We start from the raw sequence: 21,283 nt of genomic DNA, 5'->3' as shown, positions 1-21,283 counted from the left end.
TGCAAATAAGCAGGGCTAATGAGTGGGAGAGCAAGCAAGCTCGGTTTACCACATCACGGACTTAAGGAGGTGTGTCTCGTGGCTAAAAAGGTCATTAAAGTAGTTAAATTACAAATTCCTGCTGGAAAGGCTAATCCGGCGCCGCCAGTTGGACCGGCACTAGGTCAAGCAGGTATTAATATTATGGGATTCTGTAAGGAATTTAACGCGCAAACGCAAGAACAAGCGGGCTTAATTATTCCTGTAGAAATCACGGTATTCGAAGACCGTTCTTTTACTTTTATTACAAAAACCCCGCCTGCAGCTGTGCTTTTAAAGAAAGCAGCTGGTATTGAAACGGCGTCTGGTGAGCCGAACAAAAACAAGGTGGCTACACTAAAGCGTGATAAAGTGAAAGAAATCGCAGAAACAAAAATGCCTGACCTAAACGCAGCTGACGTAGAAGCAGCTATGCGTATGGTTGAAGGTACAGCCCGAAGCATGGGGATTGTTATTGAAGACTAATTGACTCGTGCAGGTAGATGGAGGTTGCGAGAAAGGGCTAAGGCCCTACCTGTAATTAGGTGTCGCAACCTTTATTAGTGGGAGGTTTAACCGATAAAACCACAATTAAGGAGGAAACAACATTGGCTAGAAAAGGTAAAAAGTATCAAGATGCACTGAAACTCGTAGATCGTGAAAAAGTGTACAGTGTTAAAGAAGCGATAGAGCTAGTTAAAAAAACAGCAACAGCGAATTTCGACGAAACTGTTGAGTTGGCTGCACGATTAGGTGTAGATCCTAAGAAAGCAGACCAGCAAATTCGTGGCGCTGTCGTTTTACCTAACGGAACAGGAAAGACACAAAGTGTTCTTGTTTTCGCTAAAGGTGATAAAGCGAAAGAAGCAGAAGCAGCAGGTGCTGACTTTGTTGGGGAAGAAGACCTTATTAACAAAGTAAACCAAGGTTGGTTAGACTTTGATGTTGTCGTTGCAACCCCTGACATGATGGCACAAGTTGGTAAACTAGGGCGCGTTTTAGGTCCTAAAGGACTTATGCCTAACCCTAAAACAGGGACAGTAACATTCGATGTGGAAAAAGCGGTTAACGAAATCAAGGCGGGTAAAGTAGAATACCGCGTTGAAAAAGCCGGTAACATTCACGTACCTATTGGTAAAGTCTCTTTTGGCGATGATCAACTTGTAGAAAACTTTAAAACAATGATTGATACATTGTTAAAAGCTAAGCCAGCAGCTTCAAAAGGAACTTACCTTCGTAACGTTTCTTTATCAGCTACAATGGGCCCTGGTGTTAAAATAAATATATCTGAATTCAAACTGTAGTTGACTTCCCTTTAACAGGGGGTTATACTGATGATTGTGAATTTAATTGATCATGCCGTAGACAGCAGGGGCACGCAGTGCTTAATATCCTGCCGAGGTTTGTAGCATCGACGTCCTATGACTCGTTATAGGGAATTGATTATACTGCCTCCATGTCTGCGCATGGGGGCTTTTATATTGCTCGCAAGCGGTGTGTGACCAGTCTTTATTGGGAGGTGTCAAAATGAGCGCAATAATCGAAAAGAAAAGCCAACTCGTTGATGAAATTACAACGAAATTAAAGGAAAGCCAAGCGACAATCGTTGTTGATTATCGTGGTCTAGATGTTGCTGAAGTGACTGAACTTCGTAAGCAGCTTCGTGAAGCAAATGTAGACTTCAAAGTTTACAAAAATTCGATGGTGCGTCGTGCTACAGCAAATGCGGAACTAACAGAACTTGATGAGCACTTAGTAGGTCCAACAGCTATTGCATTTAGTAATGACGATGTGATTGCTCCTGCTAAAATTCTTAATGGTTTTGCAAAAGAACATGAAGCATTAGAACTTAAAGCAGGTATTATCGAAGGTAATGTAACATCCTTAGACGAAATTAAAGCTCTTGCGGAACTTCCATCCCGCGACGGTTTGTTGTCTATGCTTCTCAATGTTATGCAAGCGCCAATCCGCAACTTTGCCTTGGCAACAAAAGCTGTTGCAGAACAAAAAGAAGAACAAGGTGCTTAATCACACCTTTAAGAATCGGTGCCTAACGGCATAATACTTTTTAAACAGGAGGAATATAATCATGACTAAGCAAGAAATGATCGATGCGATTAAAGAAATGTCAGTTTTAGAACTAAATGATTTAGTAAAAGCTATTGAGGAAGAATTTGGCGTTACTGCTGCAGCTCCAGTTGCAGTTGCTGGCGGCGGTGGCGGTGCTGCTGCTGAAGAACAAAGTGAATTTGACGTTGTTCTTACGGATGCTGGTTCATCTAAAATCGGTGTTATCAAAGTGGTTCGTGAAATCACTGGCCTTGGCCTTAAAGATGCGAAAGCACTTGTTGATGGTGCTCCTGCGTCAGTTAAAGAAGGCGTTGAAAAAGCTGAAGCTGAAGAAATTAAAGGTAAGCTTGAAGAAGCAGGCGCTTCTATCGAACTTAAGTAATAATCAGATGATCGAGACCCGCTTTGCATCGTACAAAGCGGGTTTTAGTATCTAATTGAGAGACTATTAGTAAAGGGACGAATGCCTAGGGTGTTTAACTTTGCGTATTGATTTCCATAATGGAGATGAACATACTTAGGTACGATAATGGCTTAATTCCCACTTGCCAGAACGGAGGGAGTGTCTTTTATGGCTAACCATTATTTTTCTGAACAACCGGAAACAAAAAGTGAACGTAAAACGATAAGAGAAGTTATTAAAGGAAAATCTTATCAATTCCACGTTGATCGTGGCGTCTTTTCTAAAGGCGGTCTTGATTTTGGTTCGCGACTTCTTATTGAAGCGTTCGAACCTCCTGTGGTGAAAGGGCCTATAGTTGATGTTGGGTGTGGATGGGGGCCTATTGGTTTAACGGTGGCTTCAACTCATCAAGATACTCAGATTTATATGGTGGATATAAATGAGCGTTCTGTGCAATTGGCAAAAGAAAATGCTACATTAAATCGAGTGTCGAATGTAACGGTTGAGCGAAATAACTTATTAGATGGGTTTGATGATAACTTTTTTTCGGTTGTTCTCACTAACCCTCCTATCCGAGCAGGTAAAGAGATCATTTTTAGCATCTATGAACAAGCGAAAAGAATGTTAAAGACAAATGGGGATATATGGGTGGTTATTCAGAAGAAACAGGGAGCAGCCTCCACTCTAAAAAAACTCGAGGAGTTAGGGTTTGAAGTTAATGTGGAAGTGAAATCAAAGGGATATTTTGTCTTCCGAGGAAAAAATAATTGACCCAACCTTCCTGTTGTGTTAACATTATTTAATGCGTATGATCATGAATGATAATAGGCGATGTCTGCTCTATTATCGAAGAATGAGCGTTTTACTTGGATTTTTCACTGGGCGTGTAGATTTGAATAAGTGCAATGTTTAAAAAAAGGGTGGTTTGGACAAACTATGAACGTCTTTTATGTATTATAGGTAGAAGACCTTATAACCCTTTTTTTCTTTATTTCACTTTTATAAGTTAACAAGTTATTATTTTGAAGGAATAGGATGGAGAGGTTTATTATAGCCAATAGAGGTATGTAGCGCTTTTGAAAGTGACTAGTTGTGTTGCAAACGTTTCTTTACGTCTGCGGCTCTTAAGGCGCCTTTTTCATAGAGGCTCACATTTATGTGGATAGAGTATACATCACTTTATTGTATGTGCTCGGTAGTAAACGTAAATGACCTACTTCGGTTATGAGTATGGTTATTTCATCAGAAAACTCGACACCTCTTTTTCTCTTAATATTAAATATAACTTACAAATAACTTTCTACAACGTTTCTATGAAATCCTTTTTTCCTTTAAGATTTTTTAAAGTTGTTAATGGGAAGACTTTCGTCCGAAAGATTAGCCAGGAAGTGAGTTTTCTAACTATGTACGCTGTTATTATGTATCTGTCAAAGGATGTTTGCATTGACTCCATGCAGTCCTTTTGATGATAAAAACGTTAGGTTTGAGGGGTGAATGAGTTGACAGGTCAACTAGTTCAGTATGGACGGCACCGCGAGAGAAGAAGCTATGCAAGGATTAATGAAGTTTTGGATCTTCCAAACTTAATAGAAATCCAAACAGCTTCTTATCAATGGTTTCTTGATGAGGGTATTCGCGAGATGTTTCAAGACATCTCACCAATCGAGGATTTTACAGGGAATTTAGTGCTTGAGTTTATTGACTATAGCTTAGGTGAACCTAAATATCCTGTAGATGAATCAAAAGAACGTGACGTGACATATTCCGCACCGCTTCGCGTCAAAGTTCGCCTGATTAACAAAGAAACAGGCGAGGTTAAAGAGCAGGAAGTGTTTATGGGGGATTTTCCTCTCATGACAGACACTGGTACATTCGTTATTAATGGAGCGGAACGAGTTATTGTATCCCAGCTCGTACGATCACCAAGTGTATATTTTAGTCAGAAAATAGACAAAAACGGAAAGCGTGGCTTCACTACGACAGTTATTCCGAATCGTGGTGCATGGCTTGAACTAGAAACTGATGCGAAAGACGTTGTGTATGTCAGAATTGACCGCACGCGTAAGATTCCTGCAACAGTTCTCTTAAGAGCGCTTGGATTTGGCACTGATCAAGAGATCATTGATTTAATAGGAGAAGATGAGTACTTACGTAATACATTAGAAAAAGATAACACGGACAGCTCGGAAAAAGCGCTTTTAGAAATTTACGAGCGACTTCGCCCTGGCGAACCGCCAACAGTGGACAGTGCAAAAAGTCTGTTAGAATCCCGTTTCTTTGATCCGAAGCGATACGATTTAGCAAATGTTGGACGTTATAAAATGAATAAAAAGCTTCATATCAAAAACCGTTTATTTAATCAGCGCTTGGCTGAGACACTCGTGGATCCAGATACAGGGGAAATTCTAGCTGAAGAAGGTTCTCTTATCGATCGTCGTGTGTTAGATAAACTAATTCCATACCTTGAAAACAATGTTGGTTTCCGCCGCATTAACCTTCAAGGCGGTGTGATTGATGATGAAGATGTCGATATTCAATCGGTCATGATTTATTCGCAAAAAGCAGGTGAAGAGGATCTTCCGATTAAGGTGATTGCCAACGGTGAAATCGATACATCCATTAAACATATTACACCGGCAGATATCATCTCATCTATCAGTTATTTCTTTAACCTACTTCATGGTGTAGGAAATACCGATGATATTGACCATTTAGGTAACCGACGTCTTAGATCAGTTGGAGAGCTCTTACAGAACCAATTTAGAATTGGGCTTTCTCGAATGGAAAGAGTTGTTCGGGAACGAATGTCCATACAAGACGCTAATATGATTACGCCACAGGCATTAATCAATATCCGTCCTGTTATTGCATCGATTAAAGAGTTCTTCGGTAGCTCTCAGCTTTCACAATTCATGGATCAAACGAACCCGCTTGCGGAATTAACACATAAGCGCCGGTTATCAGCTCTTGGACCGGGTGGTTTGACACGTGAACGTGCAGGGTTTGAGGTGCGAGATGTTCACTATTCTCACTACGGACGTATGTGTCCAATTGAGACGCCTGAAGGACCGAACATCGGGTTGATTAACTCGTTGTCAAGTTTTGCAAAGGTCAACCAATTTGGTTTTATTGAAACACCATATAGAAAGGTCGATCATGAATCAGGTATTGTTTCTGAGCAAGTGGATTACTTAACTGCTGATGAAGAAGATAACTATGTAGTGGCACAGGCGAATGCGAAACTCGATGAGAATGGTGCATTTATTGAAGAGAATATCATCTGCCGCTTCCGTGGGGAAAACATTATTGTCCCTCGTGACCGTGTTGACTACATGGATGTATCACCTAAACAGGTAGTATCAGCTGCTACAGCATGTATTCCTTTCTTAGAAAATGACGACTCTAACCGTGCGCTTATGGGTGCGAACATGCAACGTCAAGCTGTACCTTTATTAGAGCCCCGTTCTCCACTTGTAGGAACAGGGATGGAATATGTGTCTGCAAAGGATTCAGGTGCAGCCGTTGTGTCTAAAACAAAAGGTCGAGTTGAACGAGTTTCAGCAAATTATGTGGATATTCGTATTATTGAAGAGGTTGATGGTAAAGAAGTAGAAGGGAATGTTCAGCGTTATAATTTGATGAAATTTGAACGTTCTAACCAAGGGACTTGCTACAACCAACGACCGATTGTGAGCGAAGGCATGATCGTTGAGAAAGGTGAAATCTTGGCTGATGGTTCATCAATGGAAAAAGGTGAGATGGCCCTTGGTCAAAACGTCCTTGTCGGCTTCATGACATGGGACGGCTATAACTACGAGGACGCCATTATTTTAAGTGAGCGTCTCGTCAAAGACGATGTTTATACATCTATTCATATTGAAGAATATGAATCTGAGTCTCGTGATACGAAGCTCGGTCCTGAAGAAATTACCCGTGATATTCCTAATGTTGGGGAAGATGCTTTGAAAAACCTTGACGAACGAGGGATTATCCGCGTTGGGGCTGAAGTAAAAGACGGTGATATTCTCGTTGGTAAGGTGACACCAAAAGGGGTCACAGAATTGACAGCAGAGGAGCGCCTCTTACACGCTATTTTCGGTGAAAAAGCAAGAGAAGTTCGTGATACGTCGCTACGTGCTCCACATGGAGGAGACGGAATCGTCCTTGATGTTAAAGTGTTCAACCGCGAAGATGGGGACGAGTTACCACCAGGTGTGAACCAACTTGTACGTGTTTATATCGTTCAGAAACGTAAGATTCACGAGGGCGATAAAATGGCTGGACGTCATGGTAATAAAGGTGTTATTTCACGTATTCTTCCTGAAGAAGACATGCCATACTTGCCAGACGGTACACCGATTGACATCATGCTTAACCCATTAGGGGTACCATCTCGTATGAACATTGGTCAGGTGCTTGAACTGCATATGGGAATGGCTGCAAGACAGTTAGGCATTCACATTGCGACGCCAGTATTTGACGGTGCTCGTGAAGAAGATGTATGGAGCACGATTGAAGAGTCTGGTATGGCAAGAGACGGTAAAACGGTGCTATATGACGGACGTTCAGGGGAACCTTTTGATAACCGCGTATCAGTCGGTGTGATGTACATGATTAAACTAGCGCATATGGTTGATGATAAATTACACGCTCGTTCAACGGGGCCATACTCCCTTGTGACACAACAACCACTTGGTGGTAAAGCTCAATTTGGTGGTCAACGTTTCGGTGAAATGGAAGTTTGGGCGCTCGAAGCTTATGGAGCTGCTTATACACTTCAGGAAATTCTCACGGTAAAATCCGATGATACAATTGGTCGTGTGAAAACATATGAAGCGATTGTAAAAGGTGAGAACGTCCCAGAACCTGGAGTTCCTGAATCCTTTAAAGTATTAATTAAAGAGCTTCAAAGTCTCGGAATGGACGTTAAGATGCTTTCAAGCAATGACGAAGAGATTGAAATGCTTGAAACAGACGATGAAGATGAGCAATCCAATGATAAGCTGAATTTAAATCTAGAATCCAGCGGTGAGTCAAACGCGTAACGGGAGATCTTGAATGTTGAAAGGGAGGTTAGCCCCTTGATAGATGTGAATAATTTTGAGTATATGAAAATCGGCCTGGCATCCTCTGATAAAATCAGATCTTGGTCCAGGGGAGAAGTTAAAAAACCAGAAACGATAAACTATCGTACGTTAAAACCTGAAAAAGACGGTCTTTTCTGCGAACGTATTTTTGGCCCTACAAAGGACTGGGAATGTCATTGTGGGAAATATAAACGTGTCCGTTACAAAGGTGTTGTATGTGATCGTTGTGGCGTAGAAGTCACAAGAGCTAAAGTCCGTCGTGAGCGCATGGGGCATATTGAACTAGCTGCCCCTGTTTCTCACATCTGGTATTTTAAAGGTATTCCTAGCCGAATGGGACTTGTGTTAGATATGTCACCAAGGTCCCTTGAAGAAGTGATTTATTTTGCTTCTTATGTTGTGACAGAGCCAGGTGATACACCGTTGGAACTGAAACAACTTTTATCGGAAAAAGAATATCGCAACTATATTGATAAGTACGGTCGCTCCTTCACAGCCCAAATGGGTGCTGAAGCTATCCGCAAATTACTAGAGGATATTGACCTTGATAAAGAAGCCAACCTTCTTAAAGAAGAGTTGGAAACGGCACAAGGACAACGTCGAACAAGAGCGATTAAACGACTTGAAGTATTAGAAGCATTTCGTCATTCTGGTAATAATCCGTCTTGGATGGTGCTAGATGTTCTACCTGTTATACCACCGGAATTAAGACCGATGGTACAATTAGACGGCGGACGTTTTGCTACATCTGATTTAAATGATTTATATCGACGTGTTATTAACCGTAACAACCGCTTGAAGCGTTTATTAGACTTAGGTGCACCAAATATTATTGTTCAAAATGAAAAACGTATGCTCCAAGAAGCTGTGGATGCGCTCATTGATAACGGACGTCGTGGCCGACCGGTTACAGGACCGGGTAACCGCCCGCTCAAATCGTTATCACATATGTTGAAAGGTAAACAAGGGCGCTTCCGTCAAAACTTACTCGGTAAACGGGTTGACTATTCAGGTCGTTCTGTTATCGTGGTAGGTCCGCATCTAAAAATGTATCAATGTGGTTTACCGAAAGAAATGGCTCTCGAGCTATTTAAACCATTTGTTATGAAAGAACTCGTAAGTAAAGGGCTTGCTCATAACATTAAAAGCGCAAAGCGTAAAGTGGAACGTGTCCACCCGGAAGTGTGGGATGTGCTAGAAGAAGTGATCAGAGAGCATCCGGTCTTGCTTAACCGTGCACCTACCTTGCACAGACTTGGGATTCAGGCCTTTGAACCGACACTTGTAGAAGGCCGAGCTATTAAGCTTCATCCACTCGTATGTACAGCTTATAATGCCGACTTTGATGGCGACCAAATGGCTGTACACGTACCACTATCTGCGGAAGCACAGGCAGAGTCTCGCTTGCTTATGCTCGCAGCACAAAACATCCTGAATCCTAAAGACGGAAAGCCTGTTGTAACACCTTCACAAGATATGGTTTTAGGTAACTATTACTTGACGTTGGAACGAAAAGGTGCGATAGGGGAAGGGAATGTTTATGAAGGACCGGACGAAGCTGTTACAGCCTATCAAAATGGTTATGTTCATCTTCATACACGAATTGCTGTTCCGGTCAAATCATTAAATAAATCTAACTTTAAAGAAAAATATGAGGACCACTTAATACTCACATCTGTAGGTAAAATTATCTTTAACGAAATTTTACCGGAGTCGTTCCCTTATATGAATGAACCGACGGCTACTAACTTGGAGATTGAAACACCTGACAAGTACTTTGTGCCAATGGGAACCAATATTAAAGAAGAGTTTGCCCAAAGGGAGCTAGTCCTTCCGTTTAAAAAAGGATTCCTAGGAGACATTATCGCTGAAGTATTTAAAAAGTTTAAAATCTCCGAAACATCTATTATGCTTGATAAGATGAAGGATTTAGGTTTCTATCACTCCACGAAAGCTGGTATTACAATTGGTGTATCTGACATCGTGGTTTTAAAAGATAAACAAGATATTCTTGATGGTGCCGAAGAGAAAGTTCAGCGGGTTATGAAGCAATTTCGCCGCGGGCTTATTACAGAAGATGAGCGTTATGACAAAGTTATTGAGATCTGGAGTCGTGCGAAAGACGTCATTCAAGATAAACTACTCGGTACATTAGATAAGACGAACCCGATTTTTATGATGAGTGATTCAGGAGCGCGTGGTAACGCATCTAACTTCACGCAACTTGCTGGGATGCGTGGACTCATGGCTAACCCGTCCGGGCGTATTATTGAACTCCCAATCAAGTCCAGTTTCCGTGAAGGTTTAACCGTTCTTGAGTACTTTATTTCAACGCACGGTGCCCGAAAAGGTCTTGCTGATACAGCCCTCAAAACAGCGGACTCTGGTTACTTGACACGTCGTCTTGTCGACGTTGCTCAGGATGTTATCGTTCGAGAAGATGATTGTGGGACAGATCGTGGTCTAGAGGTTAAAGCGATCAAAGAAGGCAACGAAGTTATCGAAAGCCTGTATGATCGTCTCGTCGGACGTGTCTCTTTCCAACGTATCTATCATCCGGAAACGAATGATATCCTTGCAGAACGTAACCAAAACATCACTGAGGACATGGCTAAAGCTATTGAAGATGCGGGTGTTGAAACAGTCTATATTAGGTCTGCCTTTACTTGTGATACAAAGCATGGCGTATGTAAAAAATGTTACGGCCGAAATCTTGCCACAGGATCTGATGTTGAAGTCGGTGAAGCGGTTGGTATTATTGCTGCGCAATCCATCGGTGAGCCAGGTACTCAGTTAACGATGCGTACATTCCATACAGGTGGGGTAGCCGGGGATGATATTACCCAAGGTTTACCAAGGATTCAGGAAGTATTTGAAGCTAGAAATCCTAAAGGTCAGGCTTTGATCTCTGAAATTGAAGGTAAAGTTACTGATATTAAAGATGCTGGCGAGAAGAAAGAAATCATTGTCCAAGGGGCGATTGAAACCCGTAGTTATACGACAATGTATGGTGCAAGACTGAAAATAAACGTAGGCGACGAAGTGAAGCCAGGGCAAGAACTGACGGAAGGTTCTATCGATCCAAAAGAGCTTCTCGTTGTGTCTGGGGTTCATGGTGTCCAAGAATACCTTCTCCGTGAAGTTCAGAAAGTTTATCGGATGCAAGGGGTTGAAATTGGTGACAAGCACGTTGAAGTGATGGTGCGTCAAATGCTGAGAAAGATTCGTGTCATTGATGCCGGAGATACAGATGTTCTTCCGGGCTCACTTGTGGAGATTCACCAATTTAATGAAGCCAATAGAGATATCCTATTAAGAAATGGTCGACCTGCTTCTGGACGTCCTGTCTTACTCGGAATCACAAAGGCGTCTCTTGAAACCGACTCGTTCTTATCTGCAGCCTCTTTCCAGGAAACGACAAGAGTGCTGACAGATGCAGCGATCAAAGGAAAACGCGACGAACTTGTAGGTCTGAAAGAAAATGTCATTATCGGAAAACTCGTTCCTGCAGGGACTGGTATGCAGCGATATCGTCAAATGGCTGCAGCGAAAACGAACGGTTCCGGAAACACTGAAGATACAGTAGAAGGAATGACTACAGCCAAAGAGTAATTAAATTAAGTGTTGACATGGAAAATCCATGGTGGTACTATATCTAAGTGTGCCAAATACCTGATACTTTGGAGGATAACAACACATGTCTTATGATAAAGTAGCCCAGGCAGCCAATAAAGTCGTCGGCACGAAGCAGACATTGAAGGCACTGGAAAATGAGCAGGTCAAAGAGCTGATTGTTGCAGATGACGCAGATCGTCATGTCTTAACAAAGGTGATGGTTCTGGCCGAAGACAAAGGCGTTGCCATTCACACCGTCGATTCTATGAAAAAGCTTGGAAAAGCCTGTGGTATCGATGTGAATGCAGCTATTGTAGCAATTAAAAAGTAAAAAAAGTTTTTATCGGCGGCGACGCTGTCGGTGAAAACTTTCCTTTTACCCATTAGTGAACCACCTGGACCAGTGGGCTTGCATTTAATATAGAAAGGAGGAAAAAATATGCCTACAATTAACCAATTAGTGCGTAAGGGTCGCCAATCAAAAGGTCAAAAATCCGACTCTCCAGCTTTAAATAAAGGTTATAACAGCTTTAAAAAAGTGCAAACTGATGAAGATTCTCCACAAAAACGTGGTGTTTGTACACGTGTAGGTACGATGACACCGAAGAAGCCGAACTCAGCGCTTCGTAAATATGCTCGTGTGCGATTAACTAACCAAATCGAGGTCACAGCATATATCCCAGGAATCGGACACAACCTTCAAGAACACAGCGTTGTTCTTATCCGTGGTGGACGAGTAAAGGATTTACCGGGGGTACGTTACCACATCGTGCGTGGCGCCCTTGATACAGCCGGTGTTGAAAACCGCATGCAAGGCCGTTCTAAGTATGGAACTAAGAAGCCTAAAAAATAAGGATGAAAATCCGTTAGTATAATCGAAAGGAGGGACTTCAATGCCTCGTAAAGGACCTGTACCTCGTAGAGACGTGCTTGCTGATCCAATTTACCATTCTAAACTAGTAACACGTTTAATCAACCGCATCATGGTTGATGGAAAAAGAGGTAAAGCACAAACTATTCTTTATAAAGCATTTGATCTTGTCCGTGAACGTAGCGGTAATGACCCGCAAGAAGTTTTCGAACAAGCATTGAAAAATATTATGCCAGTACTTGAAGTTAAAGCACGCCGTGTAGGGGGGGCTAACTATCAAGTGCCGATCGAAGTGAAACCTGAGCGTCGTACTACGCTTGGCCTTCGTTGGCTCGTAAGCTACGCTCGTCTTCGTGGTGAAAAAACCATGGAAGAACGTTTAGCTAACGAAATCCTAGACGCTGCTAATAACACTGGTGCAGCTGTTAAGAAGCGTGAAGATACGCACAAAATGGCTGAAGCTAACAAAGCGTTCGCTCACTATCGTTGGTAAGCTATACAACGTAACCAAAAAAGTATCTCAACTAAAGGGGTCAGTTCATCGGGTATATAATCCCTTTGAATTGACGACCCTTTAATACAATTAAACATCTTGAGAAAAAGGAAGGAGAAATTGACCAATGGCAAGAGAGTTCTCCTTAGAAAAGACGCGTAATATCGGGATTATGGCTCACATTGATGCCGGTAAAACAACTGCAACTGAACGTATTCTTTTCTATACAGGCCGTATTCACAAGATTGGTGAAACTCATGACGGCGGTTCACAGATGGATTGGATGGAACAAGAGCAGGAGCGTGGCATCACAATTACATCTGCTGCGACGACTGCCCAATGGAAAAACCATCGTATTAACATTATCGATACTCCAGGACACGTGGACTTTACTGTTGAAGTTGAACGTTCACTTCGTGTTTTGGATGGTGCTGTTGCGGTTCTTGATGCCCAATCCGGTGTTGAACCACAAACAGAAACAGTTTGGCGTCAAGCAACGACTTATGGCGTACCTCGTATCGTCTTCGTCAACAAAATGGATAAAATCGGTGCAGACTTCGTTTACTCACTTGGCACACTTTCTGACCGTTTAGGTGCAAATGCTGCGGCGATCCAATTACCTATCGGTGCAGAAGATGAGTTTGAGGGGATTATTGATTTAGTTAACATGGAAGCATATGTCTATCTCGATGATCTAGGAACACGTAGTGAAGCTCGTGAAATTCCAGAAGAATACCAAGAGCAAGCGAATGAATTCCGTGAAAAGCTTGTTGAAGCCGTGTCAGAACTTGATGAAGAACTGATGATGAAGTACTTAGAAGGTGAAGAAATCACAACTGACGAATTAAAAGCAGCCATCCGTAAAGGGACGTGTGCTGTTGAATTCTATCCTGTGCTTTGTGGTTCAGCCTTTAAAAATAAAGGTGTTCAATTACTGCTTGATGCAGTTGTAGATTACCTTCCTGCACCAACAGATGTGGCTGATATTGAAGGTCATATCCCTGATACAGAAGAAAAAGTTGTCCGTAAATCTGGAGACGACCAACCGTTCGCAGCTTTAGCATTTAAGGTTGCAACTGACCCTTATGTAGGTAAGCTTACGTTCTTCCGTGTATACTCAGGTAAAGTTGATGCAGGTTCTTATGTCCGTAACTCTTCTAAAGGTAAACGTGAACGTATGGGACGTATCCTACAAATGCACGCCAACCATAGGGAAGAAATTCCGACATGTTACTCTGGTGACATTGCGGCTGGTGTGGGACTGAAAGATACGACAACAGGTGATACACTTTGTGATGAGAAAAGCCTTGTTATTCTCGAATCAATGGAATTCCCTGAACCCGTTATCTCGTTATCTGTAGAGCCTAAATCAAAAGCTGATCAAGATAAAATGGGTATGGCTCTTGCTAAGCTCGCTGAAGAAGATCCGACATTTAAGACACATACTGATGAAGAAACGGGACAAACGATCATCGCCGGTATGGGTGAACTTCACCTTGATATTATCGTTGATCGAATGAAACGTGAATTTAAAGTTGAAGCTAATGTCGGTGCGCCGCAAGTTTCCTATCGTGAAACACTTCGCCAAGCGGCTAAGTGTGAAGGGAAATTTGTACGACAATCTGGTGGACGTGGTCAATACGGTCACGTATGGATCGAATTCTCACCAAATGAAGAAGGCGCAGGCTTTGAATTTGAAGATAACGTCGTCGGTGGGGTTGTGCCACGTGAATACATCGGTTCAGTAGAACAAGGTGTAAGAGAATCACTCGATAACGGCCTATTAGCAGGATATCCACTTATCGATGTTAAAGCACGTTTATATGATGGCTCTTACCACGATGTGGACTCAAACGAGATGGCATTTAAAGTAGCTGCTTCTATGGCACTTAAAGAAGCTAAAAACAAGTGTAATCCGGTTCTACTTGAACCAATCATGAAAGTGGAAGTCGTTGTTCCGGAAGAATACATGGGAGACATTATGGGAGACATTACATCCCGTCGTGGCCGTGTAGAAGGAATGGACGCTCGCGGAAATGCTCAAATTGTCCGTGCGATGGTGCCACTTGCAGAGATGTTTGGATATGCCACGTCTTTACGTTCTAACACACAAGGACGCGGTCAATATACAATGCATTTTGACCACTATGAAGAAGTTCCGAAAAGTGTCGGTGAAGACATCATTAAGAAATCTTCAGGTCAATAATGAGATATATTGTCTCACTAACGATTTTATTGTAAGCTTAGAAAGGTGATGGATTGACGTCTTTCATCTTTCTCCTAAAATAAAAAAACTTTTTAAACAATAAGGAGGATTTCGATCATGGCAAAAGAAAAATTTGATCGTTCCAAAACACATGCCAATATTGGTACAATTGGACACGTTGACCACGGTAAAACAACTTTAACAGCGGCTATCTCTCACGTACTTCATAAGAAGTCAGGAAAAGGTACTGCAATGGCGTATGACCAAATTGATGGTGCTCCAGAAGAGCGTGAGCGTGGAATCACTATCTCCACTGCACACATTGAGTATGAAACTGATGCTCGTCACTATGCACACGTTGACTGCCCAGGACACGCTGACTATGTTAAAAACATGATCACGGGTGCTGCACAAATGGACGGAGCTATCTTAGTAGTATCTGCTGCTGATGGCCCAATGCCACAAACTCGTGAGCACATTCTTTTATCTCGTAACGTTGGTGTACCATCAATCGTGGTATTCTTAAACAAAACTGACCAAGTTGACGATGAAGAGCTACTTGAACTAGTTGAAATGGAAGTTCGTGACCTTCTTTCTGAGTACGATTTCCCTGGTGACGACATTCCAGTTGTTAAAGGTTCTGCTCTTAAAGCTCTTGAAGGCGATGCTGATCACGAGCAAGCGATCCTTGACCTTATGCAACAAGTAGATGACTACATCCCAACACCAGAACGTGACAAAGATAAGCCATTCATGATGCCTGTTGAGGACGTCTTCTCAATCACAGGTCGTGGTACAGTTGCAACTGGCCGTGTTGAGCGTGGACAGCTTAACGTTGGTGACGAAGTTGAAGTCATCGGTCTTGAAGAAGAGTCTAAGAAAACAACTGTTACAGGAGTAGAAATGTTCCGTAAACTTCTTGACTATGCAGAAGCTGGTGATAACATTGGTGCCCTTCTACGTGGTGTTGCTCGAGAAGACATCAACCGTGGACAAGTGCTTGCTAAGCCAGGTACAATTACACCACACACTAAGTTTAAGTCTGAAGTATACGTTCTATCTAAAGAAGAAGGTGGACGTCATACGCCATTCTTCTCTAACTACCGTCCACAGTTCTACTTCCGTACAACTGACGTAACTGGTGTCATCAACCTTCCAGAAGGTGTTGAAATGGTTATGCCTGGAGACAACATTGAAATGGTTGTTGAACTTATCTCACCAATCGCTATTGAAGAAGGAACTCGTTTCTCAATCCGCGAAGGTGGACGTACAGTTGGCTCAGGTGTTGTTTCAACAATTACTGAGTAATTCAGTTATTAAATAAGATACATTACAATCCAGCAAGGACACTTAGTGTTCTTGCTGGATTTTTTTAACTGTCTATAAAACGAAATAAAAGGCTTATTTCACGCTAAATTCCACCTATAAATACAAGGAAGCTATTTAAAAGACATATAAGCTATGTTAATAGAAAAAGTTGTTAAAATAAGCCTGTTAATTAAAGCTTGAAATCAACAAAGTGACCTTGTATAATAGAAAAAGTGTGGCCGGACCAACAAATGACGTTAATTGTCTTGCATACCCTTATGCATTCGTGTATAATGTCTAATGTTGGCCACTGGCAGGCATAGATCCGGAAGGTTGCTGACACACCCGGCCCCTTTGCCATGGGAGGGTGCGAGGAAATTTCCGGGGAGCAAGTCTATTTCCAAAAATGGGCGAAAAAAGGAGGTAATATAATGGCAAAACAGAAAATTCGCATTCGTTTGAAGGCATATGATCACAGAATTTTAGATCAATCTGCAGAGAAGATTGTAGAAACGGCTAAACGTTCCGGTGCTAGCGTATCAGGACCAATTCCGCTTCCTACAGAAAAATCTATCTACACGATTCTTCGTGCGGTTCATAAGTACAAAGACTCTCGTGAACAGTTCGAAATGCGAACTCATAAGCGTCTAATTGACATCGTAGACCCGACACCACAAACTGTCGATGCACTCATGCGATTAGATCTGCCATCAGGCGTTGACATTGAAATTAAACTATAAATATTAAAATTTAAGAAAAGACATATAGGAGGTGTGACGAATGGCCAAAGGAATCTTAGGAAGAAAATTAGGTATGACTCAAATTTTCTCTGAAACTGGAGAAGCTTTACCTGTAACGGTTATTCAGGCAGAACCGAACGTAGTGCTGCAAAAGAAAACGGTTGAAGGTGAAGGCTATGAAGCGATTCAGCTTGGTTTTGTAGATGAGAAAGCTCATCGTCAAACTAAGCCTGCGAAGGGTCATGCTGATAAAGCAAATACTGCCCCTAAGCGCTTCGTTAAAGAATTCCGCGAGTTAAATGTAGCGGATTATGAAATTGGTCAGGAAGTCAAAGTTGATACATTTGCAGAAGGAGATACGGTTGACGTAACCGGAACATCTAAAGGGAAAGGATTTGCTGGTGCTATCAAACGCCACAACCAATCCCGAGGGCCAATGTCCCACGGTTCACGCTATCACCGTCGTCCAGGTTCTATGGGACCTGTTGACCCTAACCACGTTCGTCCAGGTAAGCTACTTCCGGGCCGTATGGGTGGAGAGCAAGTGACAATTCAAAATCTTGAAATCGTAAAAGTAGATACAGAGCGTAACATTCTTCTCGTAAAAGGTAATGTTCCTGGTGCGAAGAAAAGCTACGTGACTGTGAAATCAGCAATTAAAGCTGATTAATAACGAGAAGGAAAGGAGGAGCCCAGATGCCTAAAGTTACTTTATATAACCAAGCTGGCTCACAAGTAGGCGATATTGAACTTGCAGAGAACGTATTCGGTATTGAACCTAATGAAAGTGTTCTATTCGAAGCCGTTGTTATGCAGCAAGCATCCCAACGCCAAGGAACTCATTACACTAAAGGCCGTTCAGACGTACGCGGCGGTGGACGTAAACCATGGCGCCAAAAAGGAACAGGCCGTGCTCGTCACGGATCTATTCGGTCACCAATCTGGGTAGGTGGTGGAACGACTTTCGGTCCTAAACCTCGCAGCTACGGATATAAATTACCTAAAAAGCAACGCAGACTTGCTTTAAAATCTGCTCTTTCTTCCAAAGTGAATGATGAAAATATTCGCGTAGTGGAAGGATTGAGCCTTGAAACACCGAAAACAAAAGAAATGAAACAAATCCTATCTGGATTAACAGCAGATACAAAAACACTTGTTGTGACAGCTGATTACAATGATTCAGTTGCTCTATCTGTTCGTAACCTTCCAGGAGTAAAATTTGTGACAGCAGAAGGCGTGAATGTTCTTGATCTTCTTAGTCATGAGAAGCTCATCATCACACAAGACGCTGTGAAACAAGTAGAGGAGGTGCTTGCATAATGGCAGACGTAAGAGATATTATTAAGCGCCCCATCATCACTGAAAAAACAGCTGATCTAATGGTAGATAAAAAATATACGTTTGAGGTTGACCCTCGTGCGACTAGAACACAAGTTAAGTTAGCTGTTGAAGAAATTTTCGGTGTGAAAGTTGTGAACGTTAATACGATGAACTACAAAGGTAAATTCAAGCGTTTCGGACGTCATTCAGGCTATACCCGCAAGCGCAAAAAAGCCATTGTACAACTTTCTGCGGACAGCAAAGAACTAGAATTCTTTGAAGGTGCGTAAACAATAACTAGCGAAGGAGGGAAAACCTGATGGCAATTAAAAAGTATAAACCAACCACAAACGGTCGCCGTGGTATGACAACACTGGATTTTCAAGATCTTACAACTGATAAGCCGGAAAAATCCTTACTTGCGCCACTTACTAAGCGTGGAGGCCGTAACAACCAAGGTCGTTTAACTGTACGCCACCAAGGTGGTGGGCATAAGCGCCAATATCGTATCATTGACTTTAAGCGTGATAAAGATGGAATTCCAGGACGCGTTGCTACGATCGAATATGATCCAAACCGTTCTGCCAATATTGCACTTATTAACTACGCTGACGGAGAGAAACGCTACATTATCGCTCCTAAAAACTTAACAGTAGGTATGGAAATTATGTCTGGTAAAGATGCAGATATCAAAATCGGTAATGCATTGCAGCTAAGAGATATTCCAGTTGGTACTGTTATTCACAATATCGAGCTTCGTCCAGGAAAAGGAGCACAGCTTGTACGCTCAGCTGGAGCTGAAGCACAAGTTCTAGGTAAAGAAGGAGACTACGTTCTTGTACGACTTCGTTCAGGAGAAACACGTTTAATCCTTTCTACTTGCCGTGCGTCAATCGGTCAAGTAGGTAACGTTGAACACGAGCTTGTTAAAATCGGTAAAGCAGGTCGTTCACGTTGGATGGGTAAGCGTCCAACAGTGCGTGGTTCTGTTATGAACCCAGTAGATCACCCTCACGGTGGTGGTGAAGGGCGTGCACCAATTGGTCGTAAATCACCAATGTCTCCATGGGGTAAGCCAACTCTTGGTTACAAAACGCGTAAGAAAAACAAAGACACGGATAAGTACATTGTACGTCGTCGTAAAAAATAACGGGGTTGATCTACGGTTCTTATTAAGAGCCGTAGCGCAATCACGAAGGGAGGTACACTTATGGGTCGCAGCTTGAAAAAAGGACCTTTTGTCGATGATCATTTGATGAAGAAAGTAGAAGCAATGGACACTGACAACAAACGGGTTATTAAAACTTGGTCCCGTCGTTCCACAATTTTTCCACAATTTATTGGACACACAATCGCGGTATATGATGGACGTAAACATGTACCCGTTTATATTTCAGAAGATATGGTCGGACATAAGCTTGGTGAATTTGCACCAACAAGAACTTACAAAGGCCATGCTTCAGACGACAAGAAAACACGACGCTAATAAAAGAGGGGAGGTACTCTATCCATGGAAGCAAAAGCAGTTGCAAAACAAGTGCGTATTGCTCCTCGCAAAGTTCGCTTAGTTGCTGACTTGATTCGTGGTAAAGAAATTGGTGAAGCGATCTCTATTTTGCGTCACACACCAAAAAAAGCATCTCCAGTTATTGAGAAGCTTTTAAACTCAGCCATGGCGAATGCAGAGCATAACTATGAAATGGAACCTGACAATCTAGTTGTCAGCCAAGCATACGTAGACGAAGGTGTTACACTAAAGCGATTCCGCCCACGTGCAATGGGGCGTGCGAGTCGAATTAACAAACGTACGAGCCATATTACGGTCGTTCTAACAGAAAAGAAGGAGGGATAAGTGTGGGTCAAAAAGTAAATCCTAACGGGCTTCGTGTCGGTATTATTCGCGACTGGGAGTCAAAATGGTACGCTGATAAAGATTACGCTGACCTACTTCACGAAGACATTAAAATTCGTGAATACTTGGAAAAGCGTCTTATTGAAGCTTCTGTATCCACAATTGAAATCGAGCGTGCGGCAAACCGCGTAAACGTGACGATTTTCACTGCGAAGCCAGGAATGGTTATCGGTAAAGGTGGATCTGAAGTTGAAGCATTACGTAAAGCACTTAATCAATTAACAGGTAAACGAGTACACATTAACATCAACGAGATTAAAAAGCCTGACTTAGATGGCAAACTTGTTGCTGAAAATATTGCTCGTCAACTTGAGAATCGTATTTCATTCCGTCGTGCGATGAAACAAACAATCCAACGTACGATGCGTTCAGGTGCGCTAGGGATAAGAACAGAAGTTTCTGGTCGACTTGGCGGTGCCGATATTGCTCGTTCTGAATCATATAGTGAAGGAACTGTTCCATTACACACATTGAGAGCGGATATTGACTACGGAACTGCAGAAGCAGATACAACGTACGGTAAGCTCGGTGTGAAAGTATGGATCTACAAAGGTGAAGTCCTTCCAACGAAAGGAACGAAGGAAGAGGAAGGAGGAAAATAATCATGCTAATGCCTAAACGTGTAAAATTCCGTCGTGAACACCGTGGTAAAATGCGCGGACGTGCGAAAGGCGGAACAGAAGTATCTTTCGGTGAATATGGTTTACAAGCACTTGAAGCTTCATGGATCACAAACCGACAAATCGAATCTGCACGTATTGCCATGACTCGTTATATGAAACGTGGCGGTAAAGTATGGATTAAAATTTTCCCAGATAAGCCTTATACGGCTAAACCTTTAGAAGTTCGAATGGGTTCCGGTAAAGGGGCACCTGAAGGATGGGTAGCTGTTGTTAAGCCAGGGAAAATCTTATTTGAAATAGCGGGAGTATCTGAAGAAGTGGCTCGCGAAGCGCTACGCCTTGCTTCTCATAAACTACCGATTAAAACGAAATTTGTAAAACGTGAAGAAGTGGGTGGTGACGGAAATGAAAGCTAATGAGATCAGAAACCTTACCACTGCAGAAATCGAGCAAAAGTCTAAGTCATTAAAAGAAGAGCTTTTCAACCTTCGCTTTCAGCTTGCAACTGGACAGTTAGATAACCCAGCGCGCATTCGTGAGGTTAAAAAAGCCATTGCCCGTGCAAAAACAGTTTTACGTGAACGAGAACTCGGAATCACTAACGAATAGACCTGAGA

At 42.3% G+C, this 21,283-nt stretch carries 22 protein-coding genes and 1 other annotated feature; all 22 genes read left to right on the top strand.

Annotation, left to right across the window (positions count from 1 at the left end):
* The first annotated feature begins 78 nt into the window (after positions 1–78).
* The 22 genes from rplK to rpmC all read left to right on the top strand — a co-directional run bounded on the left by rplK (position 79) and on the right by rpmC (position 21,275).
* Positions 79–504 (top strand): 50S ribosomal protein L11, encoded by a 426-nt coding sequence (rplK, locus tag BK581_RS12745; RefSeq protein WP_143709683.1) that lies wholly within the window; start codon positions 79–81, stop codon positions 502–504.
* 77 nt (positions 505–581) lie between these two features.
* Entirely contained in the window at positions 582–1,322 is a 741-nt protein-coding gene (rplA, locus tag BK581_RS12740; protein WP_078578534.1) for a 50S ribosomal protein L1, read from the top strand.
* A gap of 37 nt (positions 1,323–1,359) precedes the next feature.
* Positions 1,360–1,507 (top strand) — a sequence feature (ribosomal protein L10 leader region).
* 38 nt (positions 1,508–1,545) lie between these two features.
* Positions 1,546–2,046 (top strand): 50S ribosomal protein L10, encoded by a 501-nt coding sequence (gene rplJ, locus BK581_RS12735; protein ID WP_078578533.1) that lies wholly within the window; start codon positions 1,546–1,548, stop codon positions 2,044–2,046.
* Between the two features lie 61 nt (positions 2,047–2,107).
* The gene (gene rplL, locus BK581_RS12730) at positions 2,108–2,470 is read left to right on the top strand and encodes a 50S ribosomal protein L7/L12 (RefSeq protein ID WP_078578532.1); all 363 of its coding nucleotides are present in this window, start codon (positions 2,108–2,110) and stop codon (positions 2,468–2,470) included.
* A 189-nt stretch (positions 2,471–2,659) separates the two neighbouring features.
* Complete coding sequence (locus tag BK581_RS12725; protein ID WP_078578531.1) at positions 2,660–3,262, top strand: class I SAM-dependent methyltransferase; 603 nt, start codon at positions 2,660–2,662, stop codon at positions 3,260–3,262.
* Between the two features lie 728 nt (positions 3,263–3,990).
* Positions 3,991–7,536, top strand: a complete 3,546-nt coding sequence (gene rpoB / locus BK581_RS12720) for a DNA-directed RNA polymerase subunit beta (protein WP_078578530.1) — start codon at positions 3,991–3,993, stop codon at positions 7,534–7,536.
* A gap of 36 nt (positions 7,537–7,572) precedes the next feature.
* The gene (gene rpoC / locus BK581_RS12715) at positions 7,573–11,190 is read left to right on the top strand and encodes a DNA-directed RNA polymerase subunit beta' (RefSeq protein ID WP_078578529.1); all 3,618 of its coding nucleotides are present in this window, start codon (positions 7,573–7,575) and stop codon (positions 11,188–11,190) included.
* Between the two features lie 85 nt (positions 11,191–11,275).
* A complete protein-coding gene (locus BK581_RS12710; protein WP_078578528.1) occupies positions 11,276–11,524 on the top strand; it encodes a 50S ribosomal protein L7ae-like protein in 249 nt (82 codons plus the stop codon).
* Positions 11,525–11,632: 108 nt separating this feature from the next.
* Positions 11,633–12,046, top strand: a complete 414-nt coding sequence (gene rpsL, locus BK581_RS12705; protein WP_078578527.1) for a 30S ribosomal protein S12 — start codon at positions 11,633–11,635, stop codon at positions 12,044–12,046.
* A 40-nt stretch (positions 12,047–12,086) separates the two neighbouring features.
* On the top strand, positions 12,087–12,557 hold the full coding sequence (gene rpsG, locus BK581_RS12700) for a 30S ribosomal protein S7 (RefSeq protein WP_078578526.1): 471 nt from the start codon (positions 12,087–12,089) through the stop codon (positions 12,555–12,557).
* A gap of 127 nt (positions 12,558–12,684) precedes the next feature.
* Entirely contained in the window at positions 12,685–14,763 is a 2,079-nt protein-coding gene (fusA, locus tag BK581_RS12695; protein ID WP_078578525.1) for an elongation factor G, read from the top strand.
* 117 nt (positions 14,764–14,880) lie between these two features.
* Complete coding sequence (gene tuf, locus BK581_RS12690; protein WP_078578524.1) at positions 14,881–16,071, top strand: elongation factor Tu; 1,191 nt, start codon at positions 14,881–14,883, stop codon at positions 16,069–16,071.
* 431 nt (positions 16,072–16,502) lie between these two features.
* Positions 16,503–16,811 carry a 30S ribosomal protein S10 gene (gene rpsJ / locus BK581_RS12685; RefSeq protein WP_095995552.1) on the top strand — a complete coding sequence of 103 codons (309 nt, stop codon included), beginning with the start codon at positions 16,503–16,505 and terminating at the stop codon, positions 16,809–16,811.
* Between the two features lie 40 nt (positions 16,812–16,851).
* Positions 16,852–17,481 (top strand): 50S ribosomal protein L3, encoded by a 630-nt coding sequence (gene rplC / locus BK581_RS12680; RefSeq protein WP_078578522.1) that lies wholly within the window; start codon positions 16,852–16,854, stop codon positions 17,479–17,481.
* A gap of 26 nt (positions 17,482–17,507) precedes the next feature.
* Complete coding sequence (gene rplD, locus BK581_RS12675; RefSeq protein ID WP_078578521.1) at positions 17,508–18,131, top strand: 50S ribosomal protein L4; 624 nt, start codon at positions 17,508–17,510, stop codon at positions 18,129–18,131.
* On the top strand, positions 18,131–18,421 hold the full coding sequence (gene rplW / locus BK581_RS12670; RefSeq protein WP_078578520.1) for a 50S ribosomal protein L23: 291 nt from the start codon (positions 18,131–18,133) through the stop codon (positions 18,419–18,421). The genes rplD and rplW overlap by 1 nt, the downstream gene beginning before the upstream one ends.
* Positions 18,422–18,450: 29 nt before the next feature.
* Entirely contained in the window at positions 18,451–19,281 is an 831-nt protein-coding gene (gene rplB, locus BK581_RS12665) for a 50S ribosomal protein L2 (RefSeq protein ID WP_078578519.1), read from the top strand.
* Positions 19,282–19,341: 60 nt separating this feature from the next.
* A complete protein-coding gene (gene rpsS, locus BK581_RS12660) occupies positions 19,342–19,617 on the top strand; it encodes a 30S ribosomal protein S19 (protein WP_078578518.1) in 276 nt (91 codons plus the stop codon).
* 24 nt (positions 19,618–19,641) lie between these two features.
* The gene (gene rplV / locus BK581_RS12655) at positions 19,642–19,983 is read left to right on the top strand and encodes a 50S ribosomal protein L22 (protein WP_078578517.1); all 342 of its coding nucleotides are present in this window, start codon (positions 19,642–19,644) and stop codon (positions 19,981–19,983) included.
* 2 nt (positions 19,984–19,985) lie between these two features.
* Positions 19,986–20,645, top strand: a complete 660-nt coding sequence (rpsC, locus tag BK581_RS12650; RefSeq protein WP_078578516.1) for a 30S ribosomal protein S3 — start codon at positions 19,986–19,988, stop codon at positions 20,643–20,645.
* Positions 20,646–20,647: 2 nt separating this feature from the next.
* Complete coding sequence (gene rplP, locus BK581_RS12645; protein WP_078578515.1) at positions 20,648–21,082, top strand: 50S ribosomal protein L16; 435 nt, start codon at positions 20,648–20,650, stop codon at positions 21,080–21,082.
* The gene (rpmC, locus tag BK581_RS12640) at positions 21,072–21,275 is read left to right on the top strand and encodes a 50S ribosomal protein L29 (RefSeq protein WP_078578514.1); all 204 of its coding nucleotides are present in this window, start codon (positions 21,072–21,074) and stop codon (positions 21,273–21,275) included. The genes rplP and rpmC overlap by 11 nt, the downstream gene beginning before the upstream one ends.
* Positions 21,276–21,283: the final 8 nt, after the last annotated feature.

This window comes from Salipaludibacillus agaradhaerens (assembly GCF_002019735.1).
In the GTDB taxonomy this organism is placed as follows: Bacteria; Bacillota; Bacilli; order Bacillales; family Salisediminibacteriaceae; genus Salipaludibacillus; species Salipaludibacillus agaradhaerens.
Note: the sequence above shows the minus strand (reverse complement) of the source record. Positions and strands in the feature narration are given on the sequence as shown.

What these genes read in the sequence shown, in the direction of transcription:
- BK581_RS12710 (WP_078578528.1), top strand. Translation starts at nt 11,276, where the DNA reads ATGTCTTATGATAAAGTAGCCCAGGCAGCCAATAAAGTCGTCGGCACG.
- fusA (WP_078578525.1), top strand. Translation starts at nt 12,685, where the DNA reads ATGGCAAGAGAGTTCTCCTTAGAAAAGACGCGTAATATCGGGATTATG.
- rpsS (WP_078578518.1), top strand. Translation starts at nt 19,342, where the DNA reads ATGGGTCGCAGCTTGAAAAAAGGACCTTTTGTCGATGATCATTTGATG.
- rplP (WP_078578515.1), top strand. Translation starts at nt 20,648, where the DNA reads ATGCTAATGCCTAAACGTGTAAAATTCCGTCGTGAACACCGTGGTAAA.
- rpsJ (WP_095995552.1), top strand. Translation starts at nt 16,503, where the DNA reads ATGGCAAAACAGAAAATTCGCATTCGTTTGAAGGCATATGATCACAGA.
- rpsG (WP_078578526.1), top strand. Translation starts at nt 12,087, where the DNA reads ATGCCTCGTAAAGGACCTGTACCTCGTAGAGACGTGCTTGCTGATCCA.
- rplD (WP_078578521.1), top strand. Translation starts at nt 17,508, where the DNA reads ATGCCTAAAGTTACTTTATATAACCAAGCTGGCTCACAAGTAGGCGAT.
- rplV (WP_078578517.1), top strand. Translation starts at nt 19,642, where the DNA reads ATGGAAGCAAAAGCAGTTGCAAAACAAGTGCGTATTGCTCCTCGCAAA.
- rplJ (WP_078578533.1), top strand. Translation starts at nt 1,546, where the DNA reads ATGAGCGCAATAATCGAAAAGAAAAGCCAACTCGTTGATGAAATTACA.
- rplB (WP_078578519.1), top strand. Translation starts at nt 18,451, where the DNA reads ATGGCAATTAAAAAGTATAAACCAACCACAAACGGTCGCCGTGGTATG.
- rplL (WP_078578532.1), top strand. Translation starts at nt 2,108, where the DNA reads ATGACTAAGCAAGAAATGATCGATGCGATTAAAGAAATGTCAGTTTTA.
- rpsL (WP_078578527.1), top strand. Translation starts at nt 11,633, where the DNA reads ATGCCTACAATTAACCAATTAGTGCGTAAGGGTCGCCAATCAAAAGGT.
- rpmC (WP_078578514.1), top strand. Translation starts at nt 21,072, where the DNA reads ATGAAAGCTAATGAGATCAGAAACCTTACCACTGCAGAAATCGAGCAA.
- rplC (WP_078578522.1), top strand. Translation starts at nt 16,852, where the DNA reads ATGGCCAAAGGAATCTTAGGAAGAAAATTAGGTATGACTCAAATTTTC.
- rplW (WP_078578520.1), top strand. Translation starts at nt 18,131, where the DNA reads ATGGCAGACGTAAGAGATATTATTAAGCGCCCCATCATCACTGAAAAA.
- BK581_RS12725 (WP_078578531.1), top strand. Translation starts at nt 2,660, where the DNA reads ATGGCTAACCATTATTTTTCTGAACAACCGGAAACAAAAAGTGAACGT.
- tuf (WP_078578524.1), top strand. Translation starts at nt 14,881, where the DNA reads ATGGCAAAAGAAAAATTTGATCGTTCCAAAACACATGCCAATATTGGT.